The sequence below is a fragment of the Isoptericola sp. NPDC056578 genome, assembly GCF_042793275.1.
GTDB lineage: Bacteria > Actinomycetota > Actinomycetes > Actinomycetales > Cellulomonadaceae > Isoptericola.
Map to the genome: position 1 here is coordinate 71,589 of NZ_JBHTVC010000015.1, position 14,587 is coordinate 86,175.

At 75.1% G+C, this 14,587-nt stretch carries 16 protein-coding genes; 15 read left to right on the forward strand and 1 reads right to left on the reverse strand.

Annotated features, from left to right (window positions below):
- Positions 1–52 precede the first annotated feature (52 nt).
- The 14 genes from ffh (at position 53) to ACFQ80_RS08490 (ending at position 12,409) form a co-directional block, all read left to right on the forward strand.
- On the forward strand, positions 53–1,669 hold the full coding sequence (gene ffh, locus ACFQ80_RS08425) for a signal recognition particle protein (protein WP_430563323.1): 1,617 nt from the start codon (positions 53–55) through the stop codon (positions 1,667–1,669).
- Positions 1,670–1,722: 53 nt separating this feature from the next.
- Complete coding sequence (locus ACFQ80_RS08430; RefSeq protein ID WP_430549882.1) at positions 1,723–2,826, forward strand: amidohydrolase family protein; 1,104 nt, start codon at positions 1,723–1,725, stop codon at positions 2,824–2,826.
- Between the two features lie 195 nt (positions 2,827–3,021).
- The gene (rpsP, locus tag ACFQ80_RS08435; RefSeq protein WP_430563324.1) at positions 3,022–3,441 is read left to right on the forward strand and encodes a 30S ribosomal protein S16; all 420 of its coding nucleotides are present in this window, start codon (positions 3,022–3,024) and stop codon (positions 3,439–3,441) included.
- Entirely contained in the window at positions 3,441–3,680 is a 240-nt protein-coding gene (locus ACFQ80_RS08440; RefSeq protein WP_429728397.1) for an RNA-binding protein, read from the forward strand. The genes rpsP and ACFQ80_RS08440 overlap by 1 nt, the downstream gene beginning before the upstream one ends.
- 139 nt (positions 3,681–3,819) lie before the next feature.
- Complete coding sequence (rimM, locus tag ACFQ80_RS08445; RefSeq protein ID WP_430563325.1) at positions 3,820–4,377, forward strand: ribosome maturation factor RimM; 558 nt, start codon at positions 3,820–3,822, stop codon at positions 4,375–4,377.
- A 1-nt stretch (position 4,378) separates the two neighbouring features.
- A complete protein-coding gene (gene trmD, locus ACFQ80_RS08450) occupies positions 4,379–5,200 on the forward strand; it encodes a tRNA (guanosine(37)-N1)-methyltransferase TrmD (RefSeq protein WP_430563326.1) in 822 nt (273 codons plus the stop codon).
- Positions 5,201–5,369: 169 nt separating this feature from the next.
- Complete coding sequence (gene rplS / locus ACFQ80_RS08455) at positions 5,370–5,732, forward strand: 50S ribosomal protein L19 (protein ID WP_429762293.1); 363 nt, start codon at positions 5,370–5,372, stop codon at positions 5,730–5,732.
- 193 nt (positions 5,733–5,925) lie between these two features.
- Positions 5,926–6,747: a signal peptidase I gene (gene lepB / locus ACFQ80_RS08460; RefSeq protein ID WP_430563327.1), complete on the forward strand. Its 822-nt coding sequence runs from the start codon at positions 5,926–5,928 to the stop codon at positions 6,745–6,747.
- Between the two features lie 71 nt (positions 6,748–6,818).
- Complete coding sequence (locus ACFQ80_RS08465) at positions 6,819–7,646, forward strand: ribonuclease HII (protein WP_430549949.1); 828 nt, start codon at positions 6,819–6,821, stop codon at positions 7,644–7,646.
- Positions 7,643–7,942, forward strand: coding sequence for a DUF2469 domain-containing protein (locus ACFQ80_RS08470; RefSeq protein ID WP_013838354.1), 300 nt, complete (start codon positions 7,643–7,645; stop codon positions 7,940–7,942). The genes ACFQ80_RS08465 and ACFQ80_RS08470 overlap by 4 nt, the downstream gene beginning before the upstream one ends.
- A 147-nt stretch (positions 7,943–8,089) precedes the next feature.
- Positions 8,090–8,449, forward strand: coding sequence for a YraN family protein (locus ACFQ80_RS08475; protein WP_430563328.1), 360 nt, complete (start codon positions 8,090–8,092; stop codon positions 8,447–8,449).
- Entirely contained in the window at positions 8,449–9,984 is a 1,536-nt protein-coding gene (locus ACFQ80_RS08480) for a YifB family Mg chelatase-like AAA ATPase (RefSeq protein ID WP_430563329.1), read from the forward strand. The genes ACFQ80_RS08475 and ACFQ80_RS08480 overlap by 1 nt, the downstream gene beginning before the upstream one ends.
- Entirely contained in the window at positions 9,977–11,329 is a 1,353-nt protein-coding gene (gene dprA / locus ACFQ80_RS08485) for a DNA-processing protein DprA (RefSeq protein ID WP_430563330.1), read from the forward strand. The genes ACFQ80_RS08480 and dprA overlap by 8 nt, the downstream gene beginning before the upstream one ends.
- A 132-nt stretch (positions 11,330–11,461) precedes the next feature.
- Positions 11,462–12,409 (forward strand): tyrosine recombinase XerC, encoded by a 948-nt coding sequence (locus ACFQ80_RS08490; RefSeq protein ID WP_430563331.1) that lies wholly within the window; start codon positions 11,462–11,464, stop codon positions 12,407–12,409.
- A 114-nt stretch (positions 12,410–12,523) separates the two neighbouring features.
- Here ACFQ80_RS08490 and ACFQ80_RS08495 read toward each other — a convergent pair whose 3' ends face one another.
- Positions 12,524–13,084, reverse strand: coding sequence for a murein hydrolase activator EnvC family protein (locus ACFQ80_RS08495; RefSeq protein WP_430563332.1), 561 nt, complete (start codon positions 13,082–13,084; stop codon positions 12,524–12,526).
- A 562-nt stretch (positions 13,085–13,646) separates the two neighbouring features.
- On the opposite strand from ACFQ80_RS08495, the gene rpsB reads away from it, so the two are divergent.
- On the forward strand, positions 13,647–14,558 hold the full coding sequence (gene rpsB / locus ACFQ80_RS08500) for a 30S ribosomal protein S2 (protein ID WP_430549892.1): 912 nt from the start codon (positions 13,647–13,649) through the stop codon (positions 14,556–14,558).
- Positions 14,559–14,587 lie beyond the last annotated feature (29 nt).

Sequence of the window (14,587 nt, forward strand, 5' to 3'; positions counted from 1 at the left end):
GACCGGTAGGGTAGGTGGCTGCAACGACCGAATCTCTGTGAGGACCTGCCTGGTGTTCAACTCCCTGTCGGACCGGCTCACCGCGACGTTCAAGAACCTGCGCGGGCGGGGCCGGCTCTCCGAGGCGGACATCGACGCGACCGTGCGCGAGATCCGCCGGGCGCTCCTCGACGCCGACGTCGCCGTGCCCGTCGTGCGCGAGTTCACCGCCGCCGTGCGCGAGCGCTCCCTGTCGGCCGAGGTGTCGGGCGCGCTGAACCCGGCGCAGCAGGTCGTGAAGATCGTCAACGACGAGCTCGTGGCGATCCTCGGCGGCCAGACCCGGCCGCTCCGGTTCGCCAAGACGCCGCCGACGGTCATCATGCTCGCGGGTCTCCAGGGTGCCGGTAAGACCACCCTCGCCGGGAAGCTGGCGCTGGCGCTCAGGGAGCAGGGCCACACCCCGCTGCTGGTCGCCGCCGACCTGCAGCGTCCGAACGCGGTGACCCAGCTCTCCGTCGTCGCGGAGCGGGCCGGGGTGCCGGTCTACGCACCGCACCCGGGCAACCAGGGCGCCGAGACGGACGTCGTCATCGGCGACCCGGTGGGCGTGGCCCGCGACGGTGTCGCCGAGGCGAAGGTCAAGCAGCACGACGTCGTCATCGTCGACACCGCCGGCCGCCTGGGCGTCGACCAGGTGCTCATGCAGCAGGCCTCGGACATCCGCGACGCCGTGCAGCCCGACGAGGTCCTGTTCGTCATCGACGCGATGATCGGCCAGGACGCCGTCGCGACGGCGAAGGCCTTCGAGGAGGGGGTCGACTTCACCGGCGTCGTCCTGTCCAAGCTCGACGGCGACGCGCGCGGCGGTGCCGCCCTCTCGGTGGCGACGGTGACGGGCCGCCCCATCATGTTCGCCTCGACCGGTGAGAAGCTCACCGACTTCGAGGTCTTCCACCCCGACCGCATGGCGTCGCGCATCCTCGACATGGGTGACGTGCTCACCCTCATCGAGCAGGCCGAGAAGGCCTTCGACGCCGAGGAGGCCGCCAAGATGGCGGCCAAGGTGGAGAAGGGCGAGGACTTCACCCTGTCCGACTTCCTGGTGCAGATGCAGCAGATGAAGAAGCTCGGCTCGATGAAGAAGATGCTCGGGATGATGCCGGGCATGGGGCAGATGCGCGAGCAGCTCGAGAACTTCGACGAGCGCGAGGTCGACCGCGTCCAGGCGCTCATCCAGTCGATGACGCCCGCCGAGCGCGACAACCCCAAGCTCATCAACGGCTCGCGGCGCGCGCGCATCGCCCGTGGCTCCGGCCAGACGACGACGGCCGTCAACCAGCTGCTCGAGCGGTTCGGTCAGGCGCAGAAGATGATGCGCCAGATGAGCAAGGGTGGCGGGCTGCCGGGCATGCCCGGCGGCGTCCCCGGGATGCCGGGCATGCCCGGCGGCGGCAAGAAGGCGCGCGGCAAGCAGGCGCCGGCGAAGAAGGTCAAGGGCAAGTCGGGAAACCCCGCGAAGCGGGCGCAGCAGGAGCGCGAGGCCATGCAGCGCGCGCTCGGCGGTCCCGCCGCGAAGCCGTCCTCGCCGGGCTCCGCGTTCGGCATGGGCGGCGACGAGCCCGCCGAGCAGGACCTCTCGAAGCTCCAGCTGCCGGACGGCCTCGACAAGCTGCTCGGCGGGCGCTGAGGCGTACGGACCGGCGTCCACGGCTCGGCCTCCCGACTCGGTAACCTTCGACCATGTCTGCCCCGCACGTCCCGCTGCACGTCACCGGCCACGTCCTGCTCGGCCACGATCGCGACGTCGGCGAGATGTGGGTGCGCGACGGGCGCGTGAGCCTCACCCGGCCGTCGCCGCAGGGCAGCGCCACCCGCGAGCTCGAGGGCTGGGTGCTGCCCGGCCTGGTGGACGTGCACTGCCACGTGGGCCTCGGCCCGGACGGCGCGGTCGACCACGAGACGGCGGAGGCCCAGGCGGTCGCCGACCGGGACTCCGGCGTCCTGCTCGTGCGGGACGCCGGCTCGCCCGTGGACACGTCCTGGGTCCAGGAGCGCCCCGACCTGCCGCGGCTCGTGCGCGCCGGCCGGCACCTGGCCCGCCCCAAGCGCTACCTGCGGCACTTCGGGCTCGAGCTCGACGACGTGGGAGCGCTCCCCGACGCGGTGCGCGCCCAGGCGCGCGGCGCGGACGGCTGGGTCAAGCTGGTCGGGGACTGGATCGACCGCGAGGCGGGCGACCTGGGCCCGCTGTGGCCCCGGGACGTGCTCATCGAGGCGGTCGCCGCCGCGCACGCGGAGGCCGCGCGCGTCACGGTGCACGCCTTCTCCGAGGAGGTCGTGCCCGACCTGCTCGCCGCGGGCGTGGACGGCATCGAGCACGGCACCGGCGTCGTGGGCCCGCTCGTGGACGAGGTCGCGGCGCGGCGCATCCCCGTGACCCCCACGCTGCTCCAGGTGGCCCGCTTCGAGGAGATCGCCCGGCAGGCGGAGGGGAAGTACCCCGAGTACGCGGCGCGGATGCGGCGCATGCACGCCCGCCGGTACGAGCACGTGCGTGCGCTGCACGAGGCGGGCGTGCCCCTGCTCGTCGGGACGGACGCCGGCGGCACGCTCGGGCACGGGCGCGTCGTGGACGAGTGCGCCGAGCTGGTCGCGGCCGGCATCCCGGCCGCGGACGTCGTCGCGATGGCGACCTGGCGGGCGCGCGAGCTGTTGGGCTTCGGCGCGCTCGTCGAGGGGTCCAGCGCCGACCTGGTGGTGTACCCCGCCGACCCGCGCGAGGACATCGAGGTGCTCCGCCACCCGACCGCCGTCGTGCTGCGCGGGCAGGTCGTGCGGGGCTGACCCGCCACGGCGGGCGGGCGAGAGGTGCGTCACCGAGGTTGGAGCGGGCGTGCCGGGTCTGGCACAATGTCCGGGTACTCGGCGTGCCCAGGCCCCTCTCTCCTGCGCAGGTCGCGTCCAGACCTCCGGACACCGCCAGGACCCCACCCGGCGGCGCGTGAGGTCGCCCCACCAGAACCAGGAGACACCACCACAGTGGCCGTCAAGATTCGTCTGAAGCGCCTCGGCAAGATCCGGGCCCCGTACTACCGCGTCGTCGTGGCCGACTCGCGCTCCAAGCGCGACGGTCGTGTCATCGAGGAGATCGGGAAGTACCACCCGACCGAGGAGCCGTCGTTCATCGAGATCAAGTCCGAGCGCGCGCAGTACTGGCTCGGCGTCGGCGCGCAGCCGACCGAGCAGGTCGCCGCGCTGCTCAAGATCACCGGTGACTGGCAGAAGTTCAAGGGTCTTCCGGGCGCCGAGGGCACCCTCAAGACCAAGACCGTGAAGGCCGACAGCGCCGCCGCGGTCGAGGCCGTCGCCGCCGAGGCCGAGAAGGCCAAGGCGAAGGCCGCCGAGAAGAAGGCCGACGAGCCGGCGGCCGAGGCCACCGAGGCTGAGGCCGAGGCCTGATGCTCGCCGAGGCCCTCGAGCACCTGGTGCGCGGCATCGTGGACAACCCGGACGACGTCCGGGTGGCTTCGCGGACGCAGCGCCGGGGCGACCTGCTCGAGGTGCGGGTGCACCCCGACGACCTCGGCCGCGTGATCGGCCGGGGCGGACGGACGGCGAAGGCGCTGCGCACGGTGGTCGGCGCGCTCGCGACGGACGGCCCCGTGCGGGTCGACGTCGTCGACGTCGACCGGCGCTGACGCGTGCCGCACCCGCTGCCGTAGCTCTGACGAGGCCCGGTCCCACTGCACGGTGGGGCCGGGCCTCGTCGTCTGCCGCGAGGCATGCTGGGACCGGTGGTCACCGGGCCGACGAGAACAGATCGAGACAGGAGTGGTCATGCAGCTGGTGGTGGCGCGCGTCGGGCGGGCGCACGGGCTCCGTGGCGAGGTCGGGCTCGACCTGCGCACGGACAACCCCGAGGAGCGGCTCGCGGTGGGGCTCACCCTCGCGACGGAGCCGGCCGATGCCGGACCCCTGACGGTGACGGCCGCGCGGGTGCACCAGGGCCGCTGGCTCGTGTCCTTCGCCGAGGTGGCGGACCGCACCGCGGCCGAGGCGCTGCGGGGCGTCGAGCTGGTCGTCGAGGCCGACGTCTCCGACGAGGACGACGCCTGGTACCCGCACGAGCTCCAGGGGCTGCGCGCCGAGCTCGAGGACGGGACCGTGGTCGGCGAGGTGACCGGTCTCGAGCACCTGCCCGCGCACGACGCGCTCGTCGTGCGGGAGGCCGGCGGCGAGCGCACGCTCGTGCCGTTCGTGCACGCCATCGTGCCGGTGGTCGACGTCGCGGGCGGCCGCGTGGTCCTGACGCCCCCCGGCGGGCTGCTCGCCCGGGACGCCGACGCGGTCGTCGTCGACCGGGCGGACGGCGAGACCGAGCAGGGCGAGGCCTGACGTGCGCGTCGACGTCGTCTCGATCTTCCCCGACTACCTGGCCGCGCTCGACCTCTCGCTGGTCGGCAAGGCGCGCAGGGCGGGGCTGCTCGACCTGCGGGTGCACGACCTGCGGGACTGGACCACCGACCGGCACCGCACGGTCGACGACACCCCGTTCGGCGGGGGAGCGGGCATGGTCATGCGTCCGGACGTCTGGGGCCGCGCGCTCGACGACGTCCTGCCGGCGGACGGCGGCGGGCACCTGGTGGTGCCCACGCCGTCGGGCGACGTCTTCACGCAGCGGCACGCGGAGGCGCTCGCGACCGAGGAGCACGTGGTCTTCGCGTGCGGGCGGTACGAGGGCATCGACGCGCGCGTCGCCGAACGCACCCGCGCCGCCGGCCACCGGGTCAGCGAGCTGTCCATCGGCGACTACGTGCTCAACGGCGGGGAGGTGGCCGCGCTCGTGATGATCGAGGCGTTCGGCCGGCTGCTGCCGGGTGTCGTGGGGAACCCGCACTCGCTGGTCGAGGAGTCGCACGGCGCGGCCGGGCTGCTGGAGTACCCGGTGTACACGAAGCCGCCGGAGTGGGAGGAGCTCGAGGTGCCCGAGGTGCTCCTGTCCGGCCACCACGCCCGGATCGAGCGCTGGCGCCGCGACCGGGCGCTGGAGCGGACGGCCGCGCGGCGGCCCGACATGGTGGCCGCGCTCGACCCGACGGCGCTCGACAAGGCCGACCTGGCCGTCCTGTCCGGCCTGGGCTGGGACGTGCGTGACGGACACCTCCGCCCCGCGGCGGGGCCCGGGCCGGGAGCCGTGCCGGGACGTATGGCAGAATAGGGCGCTGGTGTGTTCGCCGACCCGGCCTCTGCCACAGGGGAGGTCATGACGGGCTGCTGGTCAGCCCGCCGGTCGAGGAGCCGACGCACCCACCGATACGTCAGACATCGCGCGCCCGCGGGCGCGCCACGATCTTGCTCCTGACCTGTGGCAGAGCGGGGAGAACATCATGCACACGCTCGACTCCGTCGACGCAGCCTCGCTGCGCTCCGACGTCCCGGACTTCCGCGCCGGCGACACCGTCAAGGTCAACGTCAAGGTCGTCGAGGGCAACCGCTCGCGCGTCCAGGCGTTCCAGGGCATCGTCATCGCGCGCCAGGGCGGCGGCGTCCGCGAGACGTTCACCGTCCGCAAGATCAGCTTCGGCGTCGGCGTGGAGCGCACGTTCCCCCTGCACGCCCCGACCATCGACTCGATCGAGGTCGTCTCCCGCGGCGTCGTCCGCCGGGCGAAGCTGTACTACCTGCGCAACCTGCGCGGCAAGAAGGCGAAGATCCGCGAGAAGCGCGAGACGGCGCCGACCTCGAAGTGAGGCCGTGCGTCGTGACGCACCGCGTCGCGACGCCTTGACGCGAACCCCGGACGGGCGGTCCTGCCGATGGCAGGGCCGCCCGTCCGTCGTCTCCGAGCCGGGGACGTCGCGCGCGCACGGGCGTCCTCCGGGGCGTCTTGGGGGCCCCGCCGCGGGTTTCGCCGTGGACGGTGACGAGTGAAAGAGTGAGTCCGTGGCAGACTCCGATCCCGTGACCGACCGGCCCAGCGCGCGCGAGCCCCGTCCCCACGACCCCGCGGGCAGCGGCTCCGGCGACGGGGTCGAGGGCATCGACGCCGTGGTCGGGGCGGGACGCCCCGCGACCGCCGAGGGCGGCGCCCCGAGCCGTGGGCTCGGGGTCCTGCGCGAGACCGCGATCATCGTGGTCAGCGCGCTGGTGCTGTCGTGGCTGATCAAGACGTTCCTGGTGCAGGCGTTCTTCATCCCCAGCGGCTCGATGGAGGACACGTTGGAGATCGGGGACCGGGTGATGGTCTCGCGCATGGTGCCGGACGTGTTCGACGTGAACCGGGGCGACATCGTGGTGTTCAAGGACCCGGGTGGCTGGTTGCCGCCGTACGAGCCGCCCGAGCGGACCCCGGTGGGGCAGGCGGTGACGAACGTGCTGACGTTCGTGGGGCTGCTGCCGCAGGAGACGGGCGACCACCTGATCAAGCGGGTCGTCGGGACGCCCGGGGACCACGTGACGTGCTGCGACGACCAGGGTCGCGTGAGCGTCAACGGGGAGCCGATCGACGAGGAGTCGTACATCAAGCCGGGCTCGGTGCCGAGCCAGGACCCGTTCGACACGGTGGTGCCCGACGACATGCTGTTCGTCATGGGGGACAACCGGCAGAACTCGCAGGACTCCCGCTACAACACGGGCAAGCCCGGCGGCGGGTTCGTGCCGTTGGAGAACGTCGTCGGGTCGGCGTTCGCCACCGTGTGGCCGCTGGGTGACGCGAAGCTCCTGCGCAACCCGGGCGACGTCTTCGCGAAGGTCCCGGAGCCGTGACGTCGCTCGTCGAGCCGGGCGTCGAGGAGGACGCCGTCCAGCCCGTCCGGGCGACGTCCGGTCCGGAGACGGTGCGCCGGCCCACGCCGCCCCGCCGCCGCACGGCCAGCGGCGGCGCCAAGCAGCGCCGGAGCCCGACCCTGCGCCAGGAGCGCGCGCTGCTCACGGGCGGCGCGCGGCTGGTCGCGGGCATGGACGAGGTCGGGCGCGGCTCCCTCGCCGGGCCCGTGAGCGTGGGGGTCGTCGTCGTGGACGCGGCGACGCGGACGGCGCCCCAGGGACTGACCGACTCGAAGCTGCTCACCCCGGCGGCACGGGTCGCGATGGTGCCGCAGCTGCAGCGCTGGGGTGTCGCGTGGGCCGTCGGGCACGCGGGGCCGGCGGAGATCGACGCCCACGGCATCGTGGCCGCGCTGCGGCTCGCCGGGCGGCGGGCGCTGGCCCAGGTCCGCCGGACGTGCGGCGACGTGGACGTGGTGCTCCTCGACGGTTCGCACGACTGGCTGAGCCGGGGCGACGTCGACCTGTTCGAGGCCGCGGCCCTCGACCCGCTCGGGCCCGAGGCGCCCGAGCCGGGGGTGCGCACCCTCGTCAAGGCGGACCTGCAGTGCTCCTCGGTCGCGGCCGCGAGCGTGCTCGCCAAGGTGGAGCGCGACGGGCTGCTCGTGCGCCTGGCGCGCCAGTACCCGGCGTACGCGTGGGACCAGAACAAGGGCTACTCGGCGCCCGCCCACCTGGACGCGCTGCGGCGGCTCGGCCCGACGCCGCAGCACCGCCGGTCGTGGAACCTGCGGGCGCTGGCCGACGACGGCGCGGGCGACGTGCTGCCGGGCACGACGGTGGGCACGCTCGACGTCGGCCTCGCCGATGTGGCACCCGATGGGAGGATGGCCCCGTGAGCGCCGAAGACCTCGAGAACTACGAGACCGAGATGGAGCTCGCGCTGTACCGCGAGTACCGCGACGTGGTGGGACTGTTCTCGTACGTCGTGGAGACGGAACGACGGTTCTACCTCGCCAACCAGGTGGACCTGCAGGTGCGGTCCGCCGCCGGCGAGGTCTACTTCGAGCTCCGACTGGCCGACGCCTGGGTCTGGGACGTCTACCGCTCCGCGCGGTTCGTGAAGTCGGTGCGCGTCGTGACGTTCAAGGACGTCAACGTGGAGGAGCTCGCGAAGGCCGAGCTCGCCCTCTAGCTTCCTCGCCGTCCCGGGACGCCACGAGGCGTCCCGAGGCACGGACCCTGCCCCCAGGTCGCACCGGCCGCTCCCCGTCCACAGCCGACGGTCCGCGCGCGCGTCGTCCTCCGCGGCGACGCGAGGCTTCCCCGCGGAGGTGGTTCGATGCGGGCGAAGGACGCCGTCGGGCGGTACGGGGAACGGGTGGCGGCGCGCCACGTCGAGGCGCAGGGCCTGGAGGTGCTCGAGCGCAACTGGCGCGGCACGGGAGGCGAGCTCGACCTCGTCGCGCGCGACGGCGACGTGCTGGTCGCGATCGAGGTGAAGACGCGGCGCGGCACCGCGTTCGGGCACCCGGCGGAGGCGGTGACGGCCGCCAAGCTGTCCCGGATCCGCAGGCTCACGGGGCAGTGGCTGGCCGAGCACCGGGACGTGCGCTGCCGCGAGATCCGGGTCGACGTGGTGGCGGTGGTGCTCCCGAGAGCGGGTGCCGCGCAGCTCGAGCACCTCGTGGGGGTGCTCTGATGGGGCTCGGGACGACGGCGGCCGTCGCCCTCACCGGGCTGACCGGGCACGTCGTGGAGGTGCAGGCGCAGCTCGCGGCGTCCGTGCCCGGCTTCACGCTGGTGGGGCTGCCGGACACGGCGCTGAACGAGTCGCGCGAGCGCGTGCGGGCCGCGGTGCTCTCCACCGGCATCAAGTGGCCGCACCGCAAGATCACCGTCAACCTGTCGCCCGCCTCGCTCCGCAAGTCCGGTTCGTCGTTCGACGTCGCCATCGCCGTCGCCGTCCTCGCCGGGGACGGCGTGGTGCCCGTGTCCGGGCTGGACCGGGTGGTGCACCTGGCGGAGCTGGGGCTCGACGGTCGCCTCCAGCCCGTGCGCGGGGTGCTCCCCGCGGTCGCCGCGGCCGTCGAGGCGGGCTGCCCCGACGTCGTCGTCGCGACCGGGGACGCGGACGAGGCACGACTGGTCCCCGGGGCACGCGTCCACGCGGCGTCGAGCCTCGCCGAGGTGGTGCTGCTGCACGGCGGCGAGCTCGCGGAGCCGCCGGTCCTGGAGCCTGTCCGGGCGGCGCGGCAGACCGTGCAGCGCCGGTCACCAGGGGACCTCGCGGAGGTGGTGGGGCAGGTGCAGGCGCGGATGGCGCTGGAGGTCGCCGCGGCAGGCGGGCACCACCTGCTCCTGGTCGGGCCGCCGGGCGCGGGCAAGACCATGCTCGCCGCCCGCCTGCCCGGCATCCTGCCGGACCTCACGCCGTCGGAGGCCGTCGAGGTGACGGCGGTGCACTCGGTGGCCGGGACGTTCGACCCCGGCAACGGGCTCCTGACCCGGCCGCCGTTCGAGGACCCGCACCACACGGCCACCCCGGCGGCGATCGTCGGCGGAGGCAGCGGCCTCGCCCGGCCCGGGGCGGTGTCCCGAGCGCACCGGGGGGTGCTGCTCCTCGACGAGGCGCCCGAGTTCCCGTCCCGCGTGCTGGAGACGCTGCGCCAGCCGCTCGAGCAGGGAGAGCTGGTGCTGCACCGCTCCGGCGGCGCCGCCCGCTACCCCGCCCGCTTCCAGCTGGTGCTGGCGGCGAACCCCTGCCCGTGCGGGATGGCGTCGGTGAACAAGGGGCTGGACTGCTCCTGCACCCCGACGGCGAAGCGGCGGTACTTCGGTCGCCTGTCGGGGCCGCTGCTCGACCGGGTCGACCTGCAGGTGGACGTCCTGCCCGTGACGCGGGCGGAACGGACGGCCCGGTCGGAGGGGGAGGCGTCGGCCGTGGTCGCGGCGCGGGTCGCCGAGGCCCGGGCCGCGGCGCGCGAGCGACTGTCGGGGACGCCCTGGACGACGAACGCCGAGGTGGCCGGGCGGTGGCTCCGGGAACGGTCGGGGGCGCCGGGCGTGCTGCGGCCGATCGAGCAGATGGTGGACCGGGGCGTGCTGAGCCTGCGTGGGGCCGACCGTGTGCTGCGGATCGCGTGGACCCACGCCGACCTGGCGGGGCGCGTCGCGCCGACGGCCGACGACGTCTCCAGGGCCGTGACGATGCGCACGAGGGGGAGCCATGCGTGAGCTCGAGGTGCCCCCGGGCGTGGCGCAGGACGCGGCGCCGGCCATGAGCGCGTCGCGGTCCCGCGGCGCCGGAGGGCTGCCCTTCGCGACGGACGACCCGACGCTCGCCCGCGCCGCGTGGAGCCGGCTGGCGGAGCCGGCCGACGCGGTGGCGGGCACGCTCGTCGCGCACCTCGGCGCCCCGGCGGCGCTGGAGTGGGTCGTCGACGCGGTCCGCGACCCGGCGCGCGCCCTGCGGGGGTCGGCGGTCGAGCCGCTGGGCAGCGCGGTCGCGGCCGACCGGCTGATGGAGGGAGTCGCCCGGTGGGCGCCGCGGCTCGAGCGGCTGGACCCGCGGCGGGAGCTGCGGGTCCTCGAGCGGCTCGGCGGCACGCTGCTGGTGCCGGGGGACGGCCGATGGCCGGCAGGCCTCGCCGCGCTGGGTCCGGAGGAGCCGTTCGCGCTCTGGGTGCGGGGGGATCCGGACCTGGCGGCCGCGACGGCCCGATCGGTCGCGCTCGTCGGTGCGCGGGCGTCCAGCGCCTACGGGGACCACGTGGCGGCCGACCTCGCGGCCGGGGTGGCGGACCGCGGCTTCGCCGTCGTGTCCGGAGGGGCGTACGGGATCGACGCCGCCGCCCACCGCGGCGCGGTCGCGGGAGGCGCCCTGACCGTCGCGGTGCTCGCCGGGGGCGTCGACCGCTTCTACCCGCCGGGCAACCAGGACCTGCTGCGCCGGCTCGCGGACGGCGCGGGGGCGGTCGTGAGCGAGGTGCCGCCCGGGTCGGCGCCGTTCAAGCAACGCTTCCTGGCCCGCAACCGGATCATCGCCGCGGTGTCGTGCGCGACCGTCGTGGTGGAGGCCGCCTGGCGTTCGGGGGCGCTGTCGACGGCACGCCACGCGACGCGGCTGCTGCGCCCGCTCGGCGTCGTGCCCGGCCCGGTGACGTCGGGCACCTCGACCGGGTGCCACGCGCTCCTGCGGGACGGGGCGGCGGTCTGCGTGACGGATGCCGCCGAGGTGGCCGAGCTCGCCGGTCCGTACGACGCCGACGCGACCCCGGCGCAGGCTCCGCCCGAGGGGACGTCCGCACCCGGGCGCGCCGACGGCGAACGTTCGCGCCGGCGGATCCCCGCGGAGGTCGAGGCGCTCGGCGAGCACGCCCGTCTGGCGTGGGACGCGCTGCCCGCGCGGGGCGCCGCAGCGACGGACGCGTTGGCGCGCACGGCCGGGCTCGCCCCGGGCGAGCTGCTCGCCGGGCTCGGCGCCCTGGAGCTGCACGGCCTCGCCGGCCAGGAGGGCGGCCGGTGGCGCAGGGTCCGCCGCGACGGCGGCGAGGCGGACAGGGGGAGACCGGCGAGCTGAGGCGGCGGCGCCGGGAGCACGTCGCGGTCCGGCCGGGTGGCGGGTCACGTGAGGGCCGCCCGGTCCGTGGACGACCTCGACACGCGCGCCGCCTCACCCGTCCCGGGACGGCTCAGGGGCACACTGACCTGGATGGACACCGATCCGGACCTCCCGCCGCTGCCGGCGCCGCTGGCGGAGGCGCTGGCGCGTTTCGACGAGTACCTCGAGGTCCAGCGGGGGCACTCGGCGCACACGCGACGTGCGTACCGCGCCGACGTCGGGTCTCTCCTGCGGTACGCGGTGCGGCACGGGGTCGACGCTCTGCCGGGGGTGGACGTGGGCGTGCTCCGTGGCTGGCTCGCCACCCAGGCCGAGCGTGGCCTGGCCCGGGCGACCATCGCCCGTCGCGGCGCCGCGGCGCGGACCTTCCTGCGGTGGGCCTACCGCGTGGGCCTGGTGCAGGCGGACCCGACGGCACGGCTGGCGAGCCCGAAGGTGTCGCGGACCCTGCCGACGGTGCTGAGCGCGGACGCGGCCGCCACGCTGCTCGACAGCGCCCGCGAGGCGGCGCACACCGCGGAGCCGGAGGACCGGCCGGCGGCCCTGCGCGCCTGGGCGGCGGCGGAGCTCCTCTACGGCAGCGGCATCCGCGTCGGCGAGCTGGTGCAGGTGGACGTTCCCGCCGTCAACCTCACGGAGCGGCTCGTGCGGGTGCTCGGCAAGGGCGGCAAGGAGCGGGTGGTGCCGTTCGGCGTCCCGGCGGCGCGCGCGGTGTCCGAGTGGTTGGCGCGCGGCAGGCCGGCACTGGTGCAGCCGACCTCGGGCGCCGCGCTCCTCCTGGGCGCGCGCGGGGGCCGCTGGGGTCAGCGACAGGTCCGCGACGCGGTGCACCAGCTCGCGGCCCGGGCGGGCGTGGAGGACGTCGCCCCGCACGCGCTGCGGCACTCCGCGGCGACGCACCTGCTGCAGGGCGGCTCGGACCTCCGGTCCGTCCAGGAGGTGCTGGGGCACTCCGACCTGGGCACCACCCAGCGGTACACCCACGTGGACGACGAGCGGCTGCGCAAGGTGTTCGTCCAGGCGTTCCCGCGCGCCTGACCGCCCCGGGCACTCGCCCGAGGGTCGCCCGTCCCGTTCGCCCGTCCCGTTCGCCCGTACCGTTCGTCGGCACGGGCTCGTGAGTGTCGGCCCGACCGGCGCGCCCGCCTCCGCTCAGGGGCCGCCGGGGAGCAGCACGATCGGTGGCGCCTGGCCGAGCAGGGCGAGCGGGTCGAGGTAGACCTCCCCGCGCAGCACGCCCCAGTGCACGCACCCGGCGGGCGCGCAGTGCCCGGGCCCGGCGGCGAGCGTGCCCACGACGTCGCCCTCGGCCACCGGGTCGCCGAGGCCCACCGAGGCTGTGACGGGTTCGAACGTGGACCGCAGGCCGCCGGGGTGCGCCACCACCACGACGGGCTTGCCCGCGACCTCCCCGGCGAACGACACCGTTCCCGCGGCCGGTGACCGCACCCGCTCACCCGTCGCGGCGGCGAGGTCCACCCCGCGGTGGCCCGCGGCCCACTCCTCGGCCGGCGGATCGAACGTCTGCACGACGTCGCCGGGCACGGGGCGTGCCCACCCGTCGCTCCCCGACGACGGGACCCGTGCCGACGGTGCCGCCCCGGCGAGCGGTGCCGCGACCAGGAGGACCGCGGCGCCGAGCACGACGAGAGCCGTGAGGAGTCCCCTGAGCGGTCTCGTGACCGTCGGGGCGGTAGAGGTGCGAAGCGTCATGGGGCGAGGATGGCGAAGTCGGCAGACCGCCGGACGCGTCGGCCGAGGCGCTGTGGATCGCCCGTGGCACCCGACTCCTGGGGGCAGGCTCGGGACGTTCGTGCCGCGCGCCACGTCGTCCGCCGAGGGCGGTTCCGGCCGCGCTGGGCGGGGCGCCAGGTGGGCGATCGCCGGTGGGCCAAGAGGCCCGGAACCGTCGGGTAGACTGGCTGCCGCGATCGGCTTGTGCCTCGCCTCCCCGAACCATCCCGGTGGATCCCGTGGGCCGTCCTCGACGTCCTGCGGGCCCGCCGGCCGGGGGAGCGGACGCGAACCGGTCGACATCGCGCGTCACGTACGCGCCCCGCGACCCGGCCCGCCGGGTGCAGGGCGCGGCCGCGTCGGCAGCGGTCCGCCCCCGGTCCCCGGGAGCGGTGCCGGCCCGGCGTGACGCCAGGGGTGCCGGGCCCGATGCCCGTCACCGACGAACCGAGTACCGCGACCGGAGACCTGCAGCAGCAGCCCGGTCGCCCGACGCGCGTGCAGCCCGGAGGATCCGGCGCACGCGGCGAAAGGACGTGTCATGGCCGTCGTGACCATGCGCCAGCTCCTCGAGAGCGGTGTCCACTTCGGGCACCAGACCCGCCGTTGGAACCCGAAGATGAAGCGGTTCATCTTCACGGAGCGCAACGGCATCTACATCGTCGACCTCCAGCAGTCGCTGTCGTACATCGACCGCGCCTACGAGTTCGTCAAGGAGACCGTCGCCCACGGCGGCAGCATCCTGTTCGTCGGCACCAAGAAGCAGGCGCAGGAGCCCGTGGCCGAGCAGGCCGCCCGCGTCGGCATGCCGTACGTGAATCACCGCTGGCTCGGTGGCATGCTCACCAACTTCACCACGGTGCACAAGCGCCTCCAGCGCCTCAAGGAGCTCGAGGAGATCGACTTCGACGACGTCGCAGGCTCCGCGCTGACGAAGAAGGAGCTCCTCGTCCTGCGTCGCGAGAAGGACAAGCTCGCGCGCACGCTCGGCGGCATCCGTGACATGGCCAAGACGCCGTCCGCGGTCTGGATCGTCGACACCAACAAGGAGCACCTGGCCGTCAACGAGGCGAAGAAGCTGGGCATCCCGGTCGTCGCCATCCTCGACACCAACTGCGACCCCGACGACGTCGACTACGCCATCCCGGGCAACGACGACGCGATCCGCTCCGTCACGCTGCTCACCCGCGTGATCGCGGACGCGGCCGCCGAGGGCCTGCTGCAGCGTCACTCCGGCAAGAAGGGCGAGGCCGCGGAGACCGCCGAGGCCGAGCCGCTGGCCGAGTGGGAGCGCGAGCTCCTGGCCGGCGCCGAGGCCGCCCAGGCCGAGGCCCCCGCCGCCGAGGCCACCGAGGCGCCCGCCGCCGAGGAGGCCCCGGCCGCCGAGGTCGCGACCGAGGAGGCCCCCGCCGCCGAGGAGACGCCGGCCGCCGAGGCCGAGAAGTCCGAGTGAGTCCTCGCGGGCCGGTCACCCCCGGGTGA

What these genes read in the sequence shown, in the direction of transcription:
- ACFQ80_RS08430 (WP_430549882.1), top strand. Translation starts at nt 1,723, where the DNA reads ATGTCTGCCCCGCACGTCCCGCTGCACGTCACCGGCCACGTCCTGCTC.
- ACFQ80_RS08480 (WP_430563329.1), top strand. Translation starts at nt 8,449, where the DNA reads ATGGGGCTCGGGACGACGGCGGCCGTCGCCCTCACCGGGCTGACCGGG.
- rplS (WP_429762293.1), top strand. Translation starts at nt 5,370, where the DNA reads ATGCACACGCTCGACTCCGTCGACGCAGCCTCGCTGCGCTCCGACGTC.
- rpsB (WP_430549892.1), top strand. Translation starts at nt 13,647, where the DNA reads ATGGCCGTCGTGACCATGCGCCAGCTCCTCGAGAGCGGTGTCCACTTC.
- ACFQ80_RS08440 (WP_429728397.1), top strand. Translation starts at nt 3,441, where the DNA reads ATGCTCGCCGAGGCCCTCGAGCACCTGGTGCGCGGCATCGTGGACAAC.
- rimM (WP_430563325.1), top strand. Translation starts at nt 3,820, where the DNA reads ATGCAGCTGGTGGTGGCGCGCGTCGGGCGGGCGCACGGGCTCCGTGGC.
- dprA (WP_430563330.1), top strand. Translation starts at nt 9,977, where the DNA reads ATGCGTGAGCTCGAGGTGCCCCCGGGCGTGGCGCAGGACGCGGCGCCG.
- ACFQ80_RS08475 (WP_430563328.1), top strand. Translation starts at nt 8,090, where the DNA reads ATGCGGGCGAAGGACGCCGTCGGGCGGTACGGGGAACGGGTGGCGGCG.
- ACFQ80_RS08495 (WP_430563332.1), bottom strand. Translation starts at nt 13,084, where the DNA reads ATGACGCTTCGCACCTCTACCGCCCCGACGGTCACGAGACCGCTCAGG.
- ACFQ80_RS08490 (WP_430563331.1), top strand. Translation starts at nt 11,462, where the DNA reads ATGGACACCGATCCGGACCTCCCGCCGCTGCCGGCGCCGCTGGCGGAG.